This window comes from Kitasatospora sp. Xyl93, from assembly GCF_055383135.1.
In genome coordinates this window covers 6,360,738-6,377,979 of record NZ_AP029185.1, presented here as the reverse complement: position 1 = coordinate 6,377,979, position 17,242 = coordinate 6,360,738, and the positions used below count along the sequence as shown (strand labels likewise).

The following is a 17,242-nucleotide window of genomic DNA, read 5'->3' as shown; positions in this document are numbered from 1 at the left end:
GTCCCGCCGTCGGCACGTTCCCGTGTCCGACGTCTACGCGCGTGCATCGAACGGCACCGGCGCGTACCCACGCTCCGCACCGCCGCACCGCACCGGTGCGCCGCGCGGCCGTCACACGAAGCACACCGCAGCACCGCACAACGACCGCAACATCGCTCCGCCGACCGTCGGGCCGACCGCCCCGGGGTCACCCAGCTCGCCGCTCCCGTCACCGCGGGGGCCAGCCGCACGAGGGAGAGAGTCACATGTCCGGGGTCCAGCAGACGCACAGATCCGAGCAGCGGCCGGAAGCGGCCGAGGTGCTGTGCCGACTGTTCGCGGAGGTGCTCGGCCGGGAGTCGGTCGACCCCGCGGCGGGCTTCTTCGACCTGGGCGGCGACCAGCCCGCCGCCGAGCGGCTGCTGGCCCGGGTGCACGCCGAGTTCGGCGTCCGCCTGGCGCCGGCCGTCCTGTCGGACGCCGCCACCCCCGCCGCGCTGGCCGCCCGGCTGGCCGGCACCGACACCCGTCCCACCCTCACCGAGCTGGTCGACGCCCAGGTCGCCCGCACCCCGGACGCCCCCGCGCTGTACGCCGAGGGCACCACCCTCACCTACGCCGAACTCGACGCCCGCGCCAACCGGCTGGCCCGGGTGCTGGCCGCCCGCGGCCTGGGCACCGAGGACGTCGTCGCGCTGGCCCTGCCGAAGTCCCCCGAGGCGATCGCCGCGATCCTCGCCGTCGCCAAGACCGGCGCCGCCTGGCTGCCCGCCGACCCGGCCTACCCGGCCGAGCGGCTGCGCCACATGCTGACCGACTCCCGCGCCGCCCTGGTGCTCACCACCGCCGCGGCCGCCGGGCAGCTGCCCGCCACCGACGCCCCCCGGCTGCTGATCGACTCCGCCGAGCACCTGGCGGACCTCGCCGCCCGGGACGCCGCGCCCTTCACCGCCGCCGAGCGGATCCGGCCGGTCAGCGCGCCGAACACCGCGTACGTCATCTACACCTCCGGCTCCACCGGCGTGCCCAAGGGCGTGGCCGTCACCCACACCGGGCTGCCCAGCATGGTCGGCACCCAGGTCGCCGCCACCGGGGTCGGCCCCGGCAGCCGGGTGCTCCAGGCCTCCTCGCTCAGCTTCGACGTCTCCGTCTCCGACCTGTCCGTGGCGCTCACCACCGGCGCCGCCCTGGTGCTGCCGAGCGACCAGAGCCAGCTGGTCGGCGAGCCGCTGGCCGCCCTGATCGACCGGTTCGGCGTCACCCACGCCGACGTCGCCACCGCGATGATCTCCACCCTGCCCGACCTGCCGATGCCCTCGCTGCGCACCCTGATCGGCGGCGGCGAGGCGGTCTCCCGCGAGCTGGCCGCCCGCTGCGGCCGCGGCCGGCTGATGCTCAACAGCTACGGGCCCACCGAGGCCACCGTCATCGTCAGCATGAGCGAGCCGCTCACCGGCGAGGAGCTGCCCCCGATCGGCCGGCCCTGCCAGGACGTGCGCATCCACGTGCTGGACGAGCTGCTGCGCCCGGTCGAGCCGGGCACCGTGGGCGAGCTGTACCTCGCCGGCCCGCACCTGGCCCGCGGCTACCTGAACCGCCCCGGCCTGACCGCCGAGCGCTTCGTGGCCGACCCGTACGGCGGGCCCGGCGAGCGGATGTACCGCACCGGCGACCTCGGCAGCTACCGCCCGGACGGCCAGCTGGACTTCCTCGGCCGGGCCGACGACCAGGTGAAGATCCGCGGCTTCCGGGTGGAGCTCGGCGAGATCGAGCAGACCCTCTCCGCCCACCCCGAGGTGCGCCAGGCCGTCGTCCTGGTCCGCGAGGACCGCCCCGGCGAGCGCCGGCTGGTCGGCTACACCGTCGGCGCCGCCGACCCGGCCGAGCTGCGGGCGTACTGCGCCGAGCGGCTGCCCGACCACATGGTGCCCACCGTCGTGGTGCTCGACCGGCTGCCGCTCACCCCCAACGGCAAGGTGGACAAGCGCGCCCTGCCCGCGCCGGTGTTCGGCGCCGGCGAGGAGGACGGCCGGGCCCCCGCCGGGGAGCTGGAGCACACCCTCGTCCGGCTGTTCGGCGAGGTCCTGGGCCTGCCCCGGGTCGGCGTCACGGACTCCTTCTTCGAGCTGGGCGGCGACTCCATCGTGGCCATCCAGCTGGTCTCCCGGGCCCGGCACGCGGGCCTCCAGCTCACCCCGCGCGAGGTGTTCCTCGCCCCGACCGTCGAGGCGCTGGCGCAGATCGCCCGTCCGCTGGAGGGGCCGGTCGTCGTCGAGCCCGCCGGGGCCGGCCTCGGCGAGGTGCCGCCGACGCCGATCGTGCACTGGCTGGCGGCGCAGCACGGCGCGGTCGAGAGCTTCTACCAGTCCACCCTGCTCACCCTGCCCGCCGGCACCACCCAGGAGCACCTGACCACCGCCGTCCAGGCGCTGCTCGACCACCACGACCTGTTCCGCGCCCGCACCTCCCCGCTCGCCGAGCGCCCGTGGACGCTGCACGTGCCCGAGCCCGGCACCGTCCCCGCCGACGGCGTGCTGCGCCGCGTCGAGGGCCCGGCCACCGCGGAGGCGCTGCGCGCCGAGACCGCCGCCGCCCGCGGGCGGCTGTCCCCCGAGGACGGCCGGATGGTCCAGGCCGTGCGCTTCGACGCCGGCCCGGAGCAGCCCTCGCAGCTGCTGCTGGTGATCCACCACCTGGTGGTGGACGGCGTCACCTGGCGCATCGTCGAGGAGGACCTGCTCGGCGCGCTCGCCGCGCTCCGCGAGGACCGCGCCGTCGAGCTCGCGCCGGTGCCCACCTCCTTCCGCCGCTGGGCGCAGCGGCTCACCGCCGAGGCGCAGACCGACCGCCGGGCCGCCGAACTCCCTTTCTGGCAGGCCGCGCTGGACACCCCGGACCCGTTGCTCGGCGACCGTCCGCTGGACCCGGCGCAGGACACCTACGCCACCGAGGGCCTGCTGCGGCTGGTGCTGCCCGCCGAGACCACCCAGGCGCTGCTCACCAAGGTCACCACCGCCTACCACGCCCAGGTCAACGACGTGCTGCTGACCGCTCTCGCGCTGGCCCTCGGCCACTGGCGCGGCCGGGAGACCACCGGGCCGGACGGCGCCGTGCTGGTCACCGTGGAGGGCCACGGCCGCGAGGAGATCGTCGACGGCGTCGACCTGCACCGCACCGCCGGCTGGTTCACCTCCGTCTACCCCGTCCGGCTCGCCCCCGGGGAGCTGGACTGGTCCGAGGTCACCGCGGCCGGCCCCGAGCTCGGCCGGGCCCTCGGCCGGGTGAAGGAGCAGCTGCGCGCCGTCCCGGACAACGGCATCGGCTTCGGCCTGCTGCGCCACCTCAACCCGGCCACCGCCGCCGTCCTCGAAGCCTGCGCCGACCCGCAGATCGAGTTCAACTACCTGGGCCGCTTCGCGCCCGAGGGCGTCACCGCCGAGGACGTGCTGGACGGCACAGAGGCGATGAGCGAGGGTGCCGCGACCGGCCTCGCGCTCGGCCGGGTGCTCGGCCTGGACGCCACCACCGTGGACACCCCGCAGGGCCCGTTGCTGGTCGCCCAGTGGTCCTACGCCACCGGACTGCTCTCCGAGGAGCGGGTGCGCGCCTTCGCCGAGGCCTGGTTCGCCGCGCTGGGCGCGCTCGCCGAGCACGCCGAACGGCCGGACGCGGGCGGGCACACCCCCTCCGACTTCCCGCTGGTCACCGTCACCCAGGACGAGCTGGACGGGCTCGCAGCCCACCACGCCCCCGCCCGCCTGGCGGACGTCTGGCCCACCTCGCCGCTCCAGCAGGGCATGGCCTTCCACTCGGCGTACGACGCCGACGGCGCGGACGTCTACACCTCGGTCGTGACCTTCGACCTCACCGGCCCGGTGGACGCCGAGCGGCTGCGCGCCGCCGCCGAGGCGCTGCTGGTCCGCCAGCCGAACCTCAGGGCCGCGTTCCACCAGCGGCACGACGGTCCGCCCGTGCAGGTCGTCCCGGACGGCGTCGAACTGCCCTTCACCGTCGTCGACCTGAGCGCCCACGCCGACCCGCGGGCCGAGGCCGCCCGGATCGCCGCCGCCGAGTACGGCCGGCGCTTCGACCTCGACCGCCCGCCGCTGCTGCGCTACACCCTGCTCAGGCTCGCCCCCGAGCGCCACCAGCTGATCGCCTCCGCGCACCACATCCTGCTGGACGGCTGGTCCACCCCGCTGTTCGCCGAGGAGCTGTGGGGCCTGTACTTCGAGCAGCCGCTGGCCCCGGCGGCCCCGTACCGCGAGTACCTGCGCTGGATCTCCCGGCGCGACGGCGCGGCCGCCCGCGCCGCCTGGGCCCAGGCCCTGGCCGGTGCCGACGAGCCCACCCTGCTCGCCCCCGGCCGCTCCGCCGGCGCCCCGCAGCTGCCGCTGCGCCTGCACACCGGGCTCAGCCCGGAGACCACCGAGGCGCTGTCCCGCACCGCCCGCCGCTACGGCGTCACCCTCAACACCCTGGTCCAGGCGGCCTGGGGCGTGCTGCTGGCCCGGCTCACCGGGCGCGAGGACGTGCTGTTCGGCACCACCGTCTCCGGCCGGCCGCACGACCTGCCGGGCGTGGAGCGGATGATGGGCCTGCTCATCAACACCGTCCCGGTGCGGGTGCGCCTGGACCAGGCGGAGAGCTGGGGCCAGCTGCTGCTGCGCCTCCAGCACGAGCAGTCCGCGCTGCTGGACCACCAGCACCTCAGCCTCACCGAGATCCAGCAACTCGCCGGCATGGGCAGCCTGTTCGACACCGTCACGGTGTACGGCAACTACCCGGACCCGTCCGCCCTGGACGACGCCGACCCGAGCGGCGCCACCCGCGTCACCCTGGTCGAGGACGTCGACAGCGCCCACTACCCGCTGGTGCTCGCCCTCACCCCCGGCGACGGCCTCCAGCTGCGCCTGGACCACCAGCCGGACGCCTTCGGCCCCGAGGAGGCCCGCGCCTTCCTGGACCGCTTCCTCGCGCTGCTCGACCGGATCGTCGCCGACCCGGCCGAACTCGTCGGCACCGTCGAGGTGTTGACCGAGGCCGAACGCGCCGAGCTGGTCACCGGGTGGAGCGGCACCAGCAGCCCGCTGCCGGAGGGCTCGCTGCCCGAGCTGTTCGAGGCCCGGGTCGCCGCCGACCCGGACGCGATCGCGCTCACCGCCGACGACGCCGAACTCACCTACGCCCAGCTCAACGCCCGGGCCAACGGCCTGGCGCGGCGGCTGGTCGAGGCCGGGGTCGTCCGGGAGACCCCGGTCGCCCTGATGATCGACCGCTCGGCCGCCCAGATCGTGGCGATCCTGGCCGTGCTCAAGGCCGGCGGCCTGTACGTGCCGCTGGACGACGCCCAGCCGACGGACCGGCTGCGGACCGTCCTCGCCGACGCCGGCGCCGAGCTGGTGCTGGCCGACGCCGCGCACCGCGACCACCCCGCGCTGGCCGGGCTGACGGTGCTCGACCCGCACGCCGAGGAGCACCCGGAGAACCTCGGACTGCCGCAGCGGGCCGACCAGTTGGTGTACGTGATGCACACCTCCGGCTCGACCGGCGTGCCCAAGGGCATCGCCATCACCCACCGCGCCGTGGTGGACCTCGCGCTCGGCGGGCAGTTCACCGGCGGCGGCCACGAGCGGCTCCCGGTGCACGCCCCCTCCGCCTTCGACGCCTCCACCTACGAGATCTGGACCCCGCTGCTCTCCGGCGGCCAGCTGGTGATCGCCCCGGCCGGCCGGCTGGGCATCGCCGAGCTGGCGGCGGTGATCGGCCACGAGCGGACCACCTCGGCCTGGATCAGCGTCGGCCTCTTCAACGTGCTGGCCGCCGAGGCCCCGGAGACCTTCGCCGGGCTGCACGAGGTGTGGACGGGCGGCGACATCGCCTCGCCGGTCGCCATGCGGCGGGTGCTGGACACCTGCCCCGGACTGCGGCTGATCAACGTCTACGGGCCGACCGAGACGACCACCTTCGCCACGCACTTCCCGATGACCTCGGCCGCCGAGGTGCCGAACATCGTCCCGATCGGCCGGCCGCTGCCCAACAACCGGCTGTACGTGCTGGACGCCGGGCTGCGCCCGGTGCCGGTCGGCGTGGCCGGCGAGCTGTACATCGGCGGCTCCGGCCTGGCCCGCGGCTACGTCCGCCGCCCCGGCCTGACCTCCGAGCGCTTCGTGGCCTGCCCCTTCGGCGAGCCCGGCGGGCGGATGTACCGCACCGGCGACGTGGTGCGCTGGACGCCCACGGGCGAACTGGAGTTCGTCGGTCGAGCGGACGACCAGGTGAAGCTGCGCGGCTTCCGGATCGAACTCGGCGAGGTGGAGGCGGCGTTCACCGCCCACCCGGCGGTCGGCCAGGTCTGCGTGGCGGTCCGCCAGGACCAGCCGGGCGACAAGCGCCTGGTCGCGTACGTCACCGGCGAGGTGCGGTCCGAGGAACTGCGCGACTTCGTCACCGAGCGGCTGCCCGGCTACATGCTGCCGGCCGCGATCGTGGTCCTCGACGAGCTGCCGGTGAACCCCAACGGCAAGGTGGACCGCAAGGCCCTGCCCGCGCCCGACTACAACGGCGCCGACGGCGGCCGCGAGCCGCGCAACGCCGCCGAGCAGGCCCTGTGCGGGCTGTTCGCCGAGGTCCTGGGGCTCACCCGGATCAGCATCGACGACAACTTCTTCGACCGCGGCGGCCACTCGCTGCTCGCCACCAAGCTGGTCAGCCGCATCCGGGCCGGCCTCGGCGCCGAGCTGCCGATCCGCACCCTCTTCGACAACCCGACGGTGGCCCTGCTGTCCGCCGCGCTGCCCGACTCCGCGGCGGCCCGTCCGGCCCTGCGGCCGGCCGAGCGGCCGGAGCGCGTGCCGCTCTCCTCGGCCCAGCAACGCCTCTGGTTCATCGAGCAGTTCGAGGGTCCGAGCGCGCTCTACAACACCCCGGTCGCGGTCCGGCTCACCGGCGCCGTCGACGTCCCCGCCCTGGAGGAGGCGGTCCGGGACGTGGTGCGCCGGCACGAGGTGCTGCGCACCGTCTTCCCGACCGTCGACGGCCGCCCGCACCAACTGGTGACCGACGCGGACGGGTTCTCCCTGCGCCAGGTGCGGGTGGCGGACGAGGCGGAGCTGCGGACCGCGCTGGTCACGGCCGGCGAGGAGGTCTTCGACCTCGCCCACGACCTGCCGGTGCGCGCCACCCTGCTGTCGCTGCCGCACGACGAGCACGTCCTGCTGGTGCTGATGCACCACATCGCCACCGACGGCTGGTCGACCGCCCCGCTCTTCCGCGACCTCGCCGAGGCCTACCAGGCCCGCCGCACCGGCAGCGCGCCGGACCGCGCGCCGCTGCCGGTGCAGTACGCCGACTACACCCTCTGGCAGCGCGAACTGCTCGGCACCGAGGAGCAGCCCAGCGCCCTGCTGACCGACCAACTCGCCTACTGGCAGCAGGCCCTGGCCGACGCCCCGGAGGAGCTGGCGCTCCCCTACGACCGTCCGCGCCCGACCGTGCCGGGGCACCGGGGCGGCCTGGTGGAGGTCGCCGTCGACGCCGACCTGCACAGTGCTCTCGGCGAGTTGGCGGCAGCGCAGAACGCCAGCCTGTTCATGGCGCTGCAGGCCGCGGTCGCCGTCCTCTACACCCGCCTCGGCGCCGGCACCGACCTGCCGCTCGGCACCCCGGTGGCCGGCCGCACCGACGAGGCCCTGGACGACCTGGTCGGCTTCTTCGTCAACACCCTGCCGCTGCGCACCGACACCAGCGGCGACCCGACCTTCCGGGAACTGCTCGACCGGGTCCGCCGCACCGACCTGGACGCCTACGACCACCAGGACATCCCCTTCGAGCGCCTGGTCGAACACCTCAACCCGACCCGCACCCCGGCCCGCCACCCGCTCTTCCAGACCCTGGTGGCCCTGGAGAGCCGGGTCACGGTGCCGGACTCCTTCGGCGGCCTGGGCTGCGCGGAGCACCCCTTCGAGCTGGACGTGGCCAAGTTCGACCTGTCCTTCCGCTTCACCGAGCAGGGCCCGCAGGCGGGTCTGACGGTGGCGGTCGAGTACGCGGTCGACCTCTTCGACCACGCCACCGCGGCCGCCGTCGGCGAGCGGCTGCTGCGGGTGCTGCGCGCCGCCGTCGCCACCCCGGACGCGCCGATCGGCGGCATCGAGGTCCTCGCCCCGGCCGAGCGCGAGCAGCTGCTCACCGGCTGGAACGACACCGCCGCGCCCTTCCCGGACGCGACCCTGCCGGAGCTGTTCGAGGCGCGGGCCGCCGCCACCCCCGACGCGCCGGCCGTGGTCGCCGAGGACGGCACCCTCAGCTACGCCGAACTGGAGTCCCGGGCCGAGCACCTGGCGGCCCACCTGGCCGGCGCCGGGGTCGGCGCCGAGACGCCGGTGGTCCTGCTGATGGACCGCTCCGCCGACCTGCTGACGGCGATCCTCGCGGTGGCCAAGGCGGGCGGCACCTACGTCCCGCTGGACGACCGCCACCCGGCCGAGCGGCTGCGCCGGATCACCGCCGAGACGGCCGCCGCGCTCGTCCTGGTCGACCCGGCGCACCGCGACCACCCGCTGGCCGCCGACGCCCCCTGCCCCGTCCTGCCGCTCACCCCGGGCTGGTTCGACGGTCCGCGCGAGCGGCGCGCCCACCGGGCCGCGCCCCACCCGGAGCAGCTCGCGTACGTGATGTTCACCTCCGGCTCCACCGGCGAGCCCAAGGGCATCGCGATCAGCCACCGGGACGTGGTGCAGCTCGCCACCGACCCGTGCTGGCGGCACGACGAGGGCCTGCGGGTGCTGTTCCACGCGCCGCACGCCTTCGACGCCTCCACCTACGAGATCTGGGTGCCGCTGCTCTCCGGCGGCCAGGTGGTCGTCGCGCCGCAGGGCGACCTGGACGCGGCCGCCATCCGGCAGCTGGTCCGGGTCCACGCGCTCACCCACGTGCACGTCACCGCCGGCCTGTTCCGGGTCATCGCGGAGGAGGACCCGGGCATCTTCGCCGGTGTGCGCGAGGTGCTGACCGGCGGCGACGTGGTCTCCGCCCCGGCCGTGCGCCGGGTGCTGGAGGCCGTCCCGGGCATCGCGGTGCGGGCGCTCTACGGGCCCACCGAGACCACCCTGTGCGCCACCCAGTACCCGATGCCCGACGCCGCGGCGGTGCCGAGCACGGTGCCGATCGGGCGCCCGCTGGCCAACACCCGGCTGTACGTGCTGGACGCCGGCCTGCAGCCGGTGCCGGCCGGGGTGGCGGGCGAGCTGTACATCGCCGGGGCCGGCCTGGCCCGCGGCTACGTCGGCCGCCCGGCGCTCAGCGCCGAGCGCTTCGTCGCCTGCCCCTTCGACGGGCCGGGCAGCCGGATGTACCGCACCGGCGACCTCGCCCGCTGGACCGCCGACGGCGTGCTGGAGTTCCTCGGCCGGGCCGACGACCAGGTGAAGATCCGCGGCTTCCGGATCGAACTCGGCGAGGTGGAGGCGGCGTTCACCGCCCACGAGGGCGTCGGCCAGGCGCTCGCGGTGGTCCGCGAGGACCAGCCGGGCGACAAGCGCCTGGTGGTGTACGCCACCGGCAAGGCCACCGACGGCGAACTGCGCGCCTTCGTCGCGGACCGCCTGGCCGGCTACATGCTCCCGGCCGCCGTGGTCGTCCTGGACAGCCTGCCGGTCACCGCCAACGGCAAGGTCGACCGCCGCGCCCTGCCCGCCCCCGAGTACGCCGGGGCGGCCGAGGGCCGCGCCCCGCGCACCGAGCGCGAGCGGGAGCTGTGCGCCCTGTTCGCCGAGGTGCTGGGCGTGCCCACGGTCAGCATCGACGACCGGTTCTTCGACCTCGGCGGCCACTCGCTGCTCGCCACCCGGCTGGTCAGCCGCATCCGCGCCACCCTCGGCGCGGAGCTGCCGATCCGCACCCTGTTCGACGCGCCCACGGTCGCCGCCCTCGCCGCCGTCCTGCCCGGGGGCGAGGAGGCGCCCGCGCCGAAGAAGGCCCGCCCGGCCCTGCGACGGATGCGCCGCCCCGGCCAGGACTGACCGGAGGCGGGACGCGGGCCGCCCACCGGTGGCGGCCCGCCCCCGCCGCACGACCGCCCCGCCGCACCAGACACCACCGCCCCACCAGCCCCAGCAGCCGTACGTCGCCAGTCGGAGGCAGACCTTGATCCCGTTGTCGTTCGCCCAGCAGCGGCTCTGGTTCATCGAACAGTTCGAGGGCCCGAGCGCCCTCTACAACACTCCGTTCGCCCTCCGGCTGACCGGCGAGCTCGACGCCGCCGCCCTCGAGGACGCGCTCGGGGACGTGGTGGACCGGCACGAGGTGCTGCGCACCGTCTTCCCCACCACCGACGGCCAGCCCCACCAGCACATCCTCGCCGAGGGCCGCCCGCCGCTGCACCGGGTGCCGGCGGCCGACGAGACCGAGCTGCACGAGCTGATGCGCGAGGCGGCCGGGCAGGTCTTCGACCTCGCCGCCGACCTGCCCCTCCGGGCCTGGCTGTACGCCCTGCCCACGCCGGACGAGCACGTCCTGCTGCTGCTCACCCACCACATCGCCAGCGACGGCTGGTCGGTCGCCCCGCTCTTCCGCGACCTCGCCGAGGCCTACCGGGCCCGGACCGCCGGCGCCGAGCCGCGGTGGGAGCCGCTGCCGGTGCAGTACGCCGACTACACCCTCTGGCAGCGCGAGCTGCTCGGCGAGGAGGACGACCCGGAGAGCGTCGTCTCGCTGCAACTCGCGCACTGGCAGAAGGAGCTCTCCGGCCTGCCGGAGGAGCTGGCGCTGCCCTACGACCGGCCGCGCCCGGCCCTGCCGAGCCGCCGCGGCGGCGCCGCCGAGTTCGAGCTCGACGCCGAACTGCACGCCGCGCTCACCGAGTTGGCCTCCAGCCGGCACGCCAGCCTGTTCATGGCGCTGCAGGCCGCGGTCGCCGTCCTCTACACCCGCCTCGGCGCCGGCACCGACCTGCCGCTCGGCACTCCGGTGGCCGGCCGCACCGACGAGGCCCTGGACGACCTGGTCGGCTTCTTCGTCAACACCCTGCTGCTGCGCACCGACACCAGCGGCGACCCGACCTTCCGGGAACTGCTCGACCGGGTCCGCCGCACCGACCTGGACGCCTACGACCACCAGGACATCCCCTTCGAGCGCCTGGTCGAACACCTCAACCCGACCCGCACCCCGGCCCGCCACCCGCTCTTCCAGACCGTCGTCACCCTGAACGCGGAGCGGGCCGAGGACCTCGTCTTCGGCGCCGCGGTGGGCACCCCGGTCGAGGTCGGCGAGGCCCAGGCCCAGTTCGACCTCAACTTCAACTTCGTCGAGCGGCTCGCGGCCGACGGCACCTGCCTGGGCGTGCGCGCCGCCGTGGACTACGCGGCCGACCTCTTCGACCACGCCACCGCCGACTCCGTCGCCGAGCGGCTGGTGCGCGTGCTGCGCGCCGCCGTCGCCACCCCGGACGCGCCGATCGGCGGCATCGAGATCCTCGCCCCGGCCGAGCGCGAGCAGCTGCTCACCGGCTGGAACGGGCCGGCCGCCCCGGTCGCCGAGCAGAGCCTGCCCCGGCTGTTCGAGGCCCAGGCCGCCGCCACCCCCGACGCCGTCGCCCTGGTCTCCGACACCGAACAGCTCGACTACGCCGAGCTGAACGACCGCGCCAACCGGCTCGCCGCCCTGCTGCTGGAGCGCGGCCTGACCACCGAACAGCCGGTCGCGGTGCTGATGGAGCGCTCCGCCGGACTGCTCACCGCCGTCCTCGCGATCGCCAAGGCGGGCGGCACCTACGTCCCGCTGGACGACCGCTACCCGCTGGACCGGCTCCAGCACATCCTCGCCGACACCCGTACCGGCCTGCTGCTCGTCGACCCGGCCCACCGGGGCCACCCGGTGCTCGCCACCGAGGGCTTCGCCACCCTGGAGGTCACCGACGCGCTGCTCGCCGGGGCCCCGGCGGCGGGCAACCCGGGCGTGCCGGTCCTGCCCGGCCAGCTGGTCTACGTGATGTACACCTCGGGCTCGACCGGGGTGCCCAAGGGCGTCGCCGTCACCCACCGCAACGTGGTGGACCTGCTGGGCAACCCGCAGTTCCGGGCCGGCCACCACGAGCGGGTGCTGCTGCACTCGCCCACCGCCTTCGACGCCTCCACCACCGAGATCTGGGCGCCGCTGGTCACCGGCGGGGCGATCGTGCTCGCCGAGCCCGGCGAACTGGACATCCGCCGCCTCGCCGAGACCGTCACCACCCACCGGGTGACGCTCGTCCAGGCCCCGTCCGGCCTGCTGCGGCTGATGGCCGACGAGGACCCGGCCGCCTTCCGGCACGTACGGCAGGTGTGGACCGGCGGCGACGTCGTCCCGCCGGAGTCCGTCCGCCGGATCCACCGGGCCTGCCCGGACACCTCCGTGGTCGCGGTGTACGCGCCCACCGAGACCACCGCCATCAAGACCACCTTCACCATGGAGCCGGGCGAGCCCGTCCCCGCCGTGGTGCCGATCGGCCGCCCGCTGGCCAACACCCGGCCGTACGTGCTGGACACCGCGCTGCGCCCGGTGCCGGCCGGCGTGGCCGGCGAGCTGTACATCGCCGGGGCCGGCCTGGCCCGCGGCTACGTCGGCCGCCCCGGCCTGACCTCCGAGCGCTTCGTGGCCTGCCCGTTCGGCGAGCCCGGCAGCCGGATGTACCGCACCGGCGACCTGGTCCGCTGGACCGCCGACGGCGTGCTGGAGTTCCTCGGCCGGGCCGACGACCAGGTGAAGATCCGCGGCTTCCGGATCGAACTCGGCGAGGTGGAGGGCGCGTTCACCGCCCTGCCGACCGTCGGCCAGGCCTTCGCCGTGGTCCGCGAGGACCAGCCCGGCGACAAGCGCCTGGTGGTCTACGCCACCGGCGAGGGCACTCCCGCCGAGCTGCGCGCCGCCGTCGCCGACAGCCTGCCCAGCTACATGCTGCCCGCCGCGGTGGTCGTCCTCGACGCCCTCCCGGTGACCGCCAACGGCAAGGTCGACCGCCGCGCCCTGCCCGCCCCCGACTACACCGGGGCGGCCGAGGGCCGCGCCCCGCGCACCGACACCGAGCGCGCGCTCTGCGAACTGTTCACCGACGTCCTCGGGTTGGACCGGATCGGGATCGACGACAGCTTCTTCGACCTGGGCGGCCACTCGCTGCTCGCCACCAAGCTGGTCAGCCGCATCCGCACCGCGCTCGGCACCGAACTGCCCGTCCGGGCACTGTTCGACGCCCCCAGCGTGGCCGCCCTGGCCGCCGCCCTGCCCGCCCCGGGCGCCGCCCGTCCGGCGCTGCGGCCGGTCCAGCGGCCAGAGCGCGTCCCGCTCTCGCCCGCGCAGCAACGCCTCTGGTTCATCGACCAGTTCGAGGGCCCGAGCGCGCTCTACAACACCCCGTGCGCGGTCCGGCTGACCGGCCGGATCGACACCGCCGCCCTCCAGGCGGCCCTGACCGACCTGCTCGACCGCCACGAGGTGCTGCGCACCGTCTACCCGACCACCGACGGGCAGCCGCACCAGCTGCTCCTGGAGAACCCCGGACTCCCGCTGCACACCGTGCCGGTGGCCACCGAGGAGGAGCTCGCGGCGGCGCTCGCCGAAGCCGGCTCGCAGGTCTTCGACCTCGCCCGCGACCTGCCGGTGCGCGCCACCCTGCTCTCGCTGCCGGGCGACGAGCACGTCCTGCTGGTGCTGATGCACCACATCGCCACCGACGGCTGGTCCGTGGTCCCGCTGCTGCGCGACCTCGCCGAGGCGTACCGGGCCCGGACCGCCGGCACCGCCCCCGACTGGCGGCCGCTGCCGGTGCAGTACGCCGACTACACCCTCTGGCAGCACGAGCTGCTCGGCACCGACGAGCGGCCCAGCGCCCTGCTGACCGACCAGCTCGCCTACTGGCAGCGGGCCCTGGCCGACCTCCCGGAGGAGCTGACGCTCCCCTTCGACCGCCACCGCCCGGCCGCCCCGAGCCGCCGCGGCGCCGCCGTCGAGCTCCGGATGGACGCCGGACTCCACGCCTCCCTGGTCGAGTTGGCGCAGCGGAGCCGGGCCAGCGTGTTCATGGTGATGCAGGCCGCGCTGGCCACCACGCTGGGCCGGATCGGCGCGGGCACCGACCTGCCGATCGGCACCGTGGTGGCCGGGCGCACCGACGAGGCGCTGGAGGACTTGGTCGGCTTCTTCGTCAACACCCTGGTGCTGCGCACCGACACCTCCGGCGACCCGACCTTCCGGGAGCTGGTGGAGCGCGTCCGGGTCACCACCCTGGACGCCTTCGAGCACCAGGACGTGCCCTTCGAGCGGCTGGTCGAGCTGCTCAACCCGGTGCGCTCCACCGCCCGCCACCCGCTCTGCCAGGTGATGCTGACCTCCGGCGGCGACGCCGAGGGGATCAGCCTCGGCGGCCTGCCCGGCCGGGTCGAGCAACTGGACTCGGACCTCGCCAAGTTCGACCTGACCTTCGCCTTCAGCGAGAGCTTCGACGCGGCCGGCGCGCCCGCCGGGCTGGGCCTGACCGTCGAGTACGCCGTCGACCTGTTCGACCGGGCCACCGCCGAGGCCACCGCCGCCCGCTTCGAGCGCGCCCTGCGCGCGGTGCTGGCCGACCCGGACCAGCGGGTGGGCCGGGTCGAGGTGCTGGCGCCGCAGGAGCGCGAGCAGCTGCTCACCGGCTGGAACGACACCCTGGAGGGCCTCCCGCTCGGCACCTTCCCGGCGCTGTTCGAGGCGCAGGCCGCCGCCCGCCCGGACGCCGTGGCGCTCTCCTTCGGCACCGAGCGGGTCACCTACCGCGAGCTGAACGAGCGCGCCAACCGCTTCGCCCGGCTGCTGATCGAGCACGGCGCGGCCCCCGAGCGGTTCGTCGCGATCGCCCTGGAGCGCTCGATCGAGCTGATCGTCGCCCAGCTCGCCGTGCTCAAGGCCGGCGCGGTCTTCCAGCCGCTGGACCCGCGCTACCCGGCCGACCGGATCGCCTACATGCTGGACGACGCCCGGCCCGCGCTGGTCCTCACCAGCAAGGCGCTGGTCGACGACCTGCTCGCGGACAGCACCGTCCCGCGGCTGCTGATCGAGGACCTGGACGCCTCCGGCCACCCGGCGCACGACCTCACCGGCGTCGCGATCACCCCGCACTCGGCCGCGTACGTCATCTACACCTCGGGCTCCACCGGCCGCCCCAAGGGCGTGGTGGTCACCCACACCGGCCTCGCCGCCATGGTGGAGAGCCAGCGCCGGGGCCTGGCCGTCACCCCGGACAGCCGGGTGCTGCTGTTCGCGTCGCCGTCCTTCGACGCGGCCGTCTGGGAGCTGGGCATGGCGCTGCTCACCGGCGCCCGGGCCGTCCTCGGCCACGCCGACGACCTGCTGCCCGGTCCCTCGCTGACCGCGCTGATCGCCGAGCAGGGCGTCACCCACCTGACCCTGCCGCCGACCGCGCTGGCCGTCCTGGCCCCGGACGCGCTGCCGGAGGGCGGCACCCTGGTGGTCGCCGGCGAGGCCTGCCCGCCCGACCTGGTCGAGCACTGGTCGGCCCGGCTGCGGATGGTCAACGCCTACGGCCCGACCGAGTCCACCGTCTGCGCCAGCATGAGCAGCCCGCTCAGCGGCCGGATCGCCCCGCCGATGGGCCGGCCCGTGCTGGACACCCGGCTCTACGTGCTGGACGCCGCGCTCCAGCCGGTCCCGGCCGGGGTCGAGGGCGAGCTGTACATCGCGGGCGCCGGCCTGGCCCGCGGCTACCTCAACCGGCCCGGCCAGAGCGCCGAGCGCTTCGTCGCCGACCCGTACGGCGCGCCCGGCAGCCGGATGTACCGCTCCGGCGACCTGGTCCGCCGCCAGGCCGACGGCACCCTGGAGTACCTGGGCCGCACCGACCACCAGGTCAAGATCCGCGGCTTCCGGATCGAGCCCGGCGAGATCGAGGCGGTGCTCGCCCGGCACCCCTCCCTGGCCCAGGCGTTCGTGCTGGTCCGGGAGGACCGCCCGGGCGACCGCCGGCTGGTCGGCTACGCCGTCGCCCACCCCGGGCGGACGGTCGACCAGGCCGAGCTGCGGGCCCACGTCGGCGCGTCCCTGCCGGACTACATGGTGCCCTCGGCGATCGTCGCCCTGGACGCCCTGCCGCTGACCGCCAACGGCAAGGTGGACCGCAAGGCCCTGCCGGCCCCCGACACCACCTGGCTCGGCTCCGGGCGGGCGCCCTCGACGCCCCAGGAGGAGCTGCTCTGCGGCCTGTTCGCCGACCTGCTCGGGCTGGAGAAGGTCGGCGTGGACGACAACTTCTTCGAGCTCGGCGGCCACTCGCTGCTGGCCAGCCGGCTGGTCGCGGGCCTGCGCGAACTGGTCGGCGAGGACTCCGCGGTCGGCGTCCGCACGCTGTTCGAGGCGCCGACCGTCGCCCGGCTGGCCGAGCGGCTCGCCCAGGGCCCGGCCGCGGAGACCTTCCCCGTCCTGCTGCCGATCCGCACCCGCGGCTCGCGCCCGCCGCTGTTCTGCGTCCACCCGGCCGCCGGCATCAGCTGGGTCTACACCGGCCTGCTCCGGCACACCGACGCCGAGCAGCCGGTCTACGGCCTCCAGGCCCCCGGCCTGGCCGACCCGACCGCCCACCCGGCCTCGGTCGAGGAGCTGGCCCGGACCTACCTCGCGCAGATCCGCGCCGTCCGCCCCGAGGGCCCGTACGCCCTGCTCGGCTGGTCCTTCGGCGGGGCCGTCGCCCACGCGATCGCCGCGCTGCTGCGCCGGCAGGGCGAGGAGGTCCGGCTGCTGGCCCTGCTGGACGCCTACCCGGGCACCGGCGAGCCGGGGCCCGAGCGGTGGCGGGACGACCCGGCGCAGCTCGCGGTGATCCTCGACTCGCTCGGCCACCCGGCCGGGGAGGTCACCGCCTGGCCGGCCGACGAGGACGGCTACGCCGCGCTCGTCCAGGGCGACGAGGGTCCGCTCGCCGGCCTCAGCGGCGCCGGGGTGGCCCGGGTGGTCGCGGTCTTCCAGGCCAACGCCGAGCTGTCCCACGAGCTCCCGCTGCCCGGCTACGACGGCGACGCGGTGTTCTTCACCGCCGCCAAGGACCGGCCGGCCGACGCCCCCGACCCGGAGGGCTGGCTCCCGTACCTGGGCGGCCGGCTCGACGTCCACGAGGTGCCGAGCACCCACGGCGCGATGACGAGCTCCGAGGCGCTCGCCGTCATCGGCCCGGTGCTCGCCGCCCACCTGACTCCCTGACCCACCGGCACCACCGACCCACCGACTCAGCACCCCTACCGACCGC

General features: G+C 75.6%; 1 protein-coding gene and 1 pseudogene. Both read left to right on the top strand.

Going from position 1 to position 17,242, the window contains the following annotated elements:
• Positions 1-245: 245 nt before the first annotated feature.
• A complete protein-coding gene (locus ACZ5GH_RS27785) occupies positions 246-10,001 on the top strand; it encodes an amino acid adenylation domain-containing protein (protein WP_464335578.1) in 9,756 nt (3,251 codons plus the stop codon).
• A 124-nt stretch (positions 10,002-10,125) separates the two neighbouring features.
• Positions 10,126-17,196: pseudogene (locus ACZ5GH_RS27780) on the top strand (amino acid adenylation domain-containing protein); the annotation flags it as partial.
• Positions 17,197-17,242 lie beyond the last annotated feature (46 nt).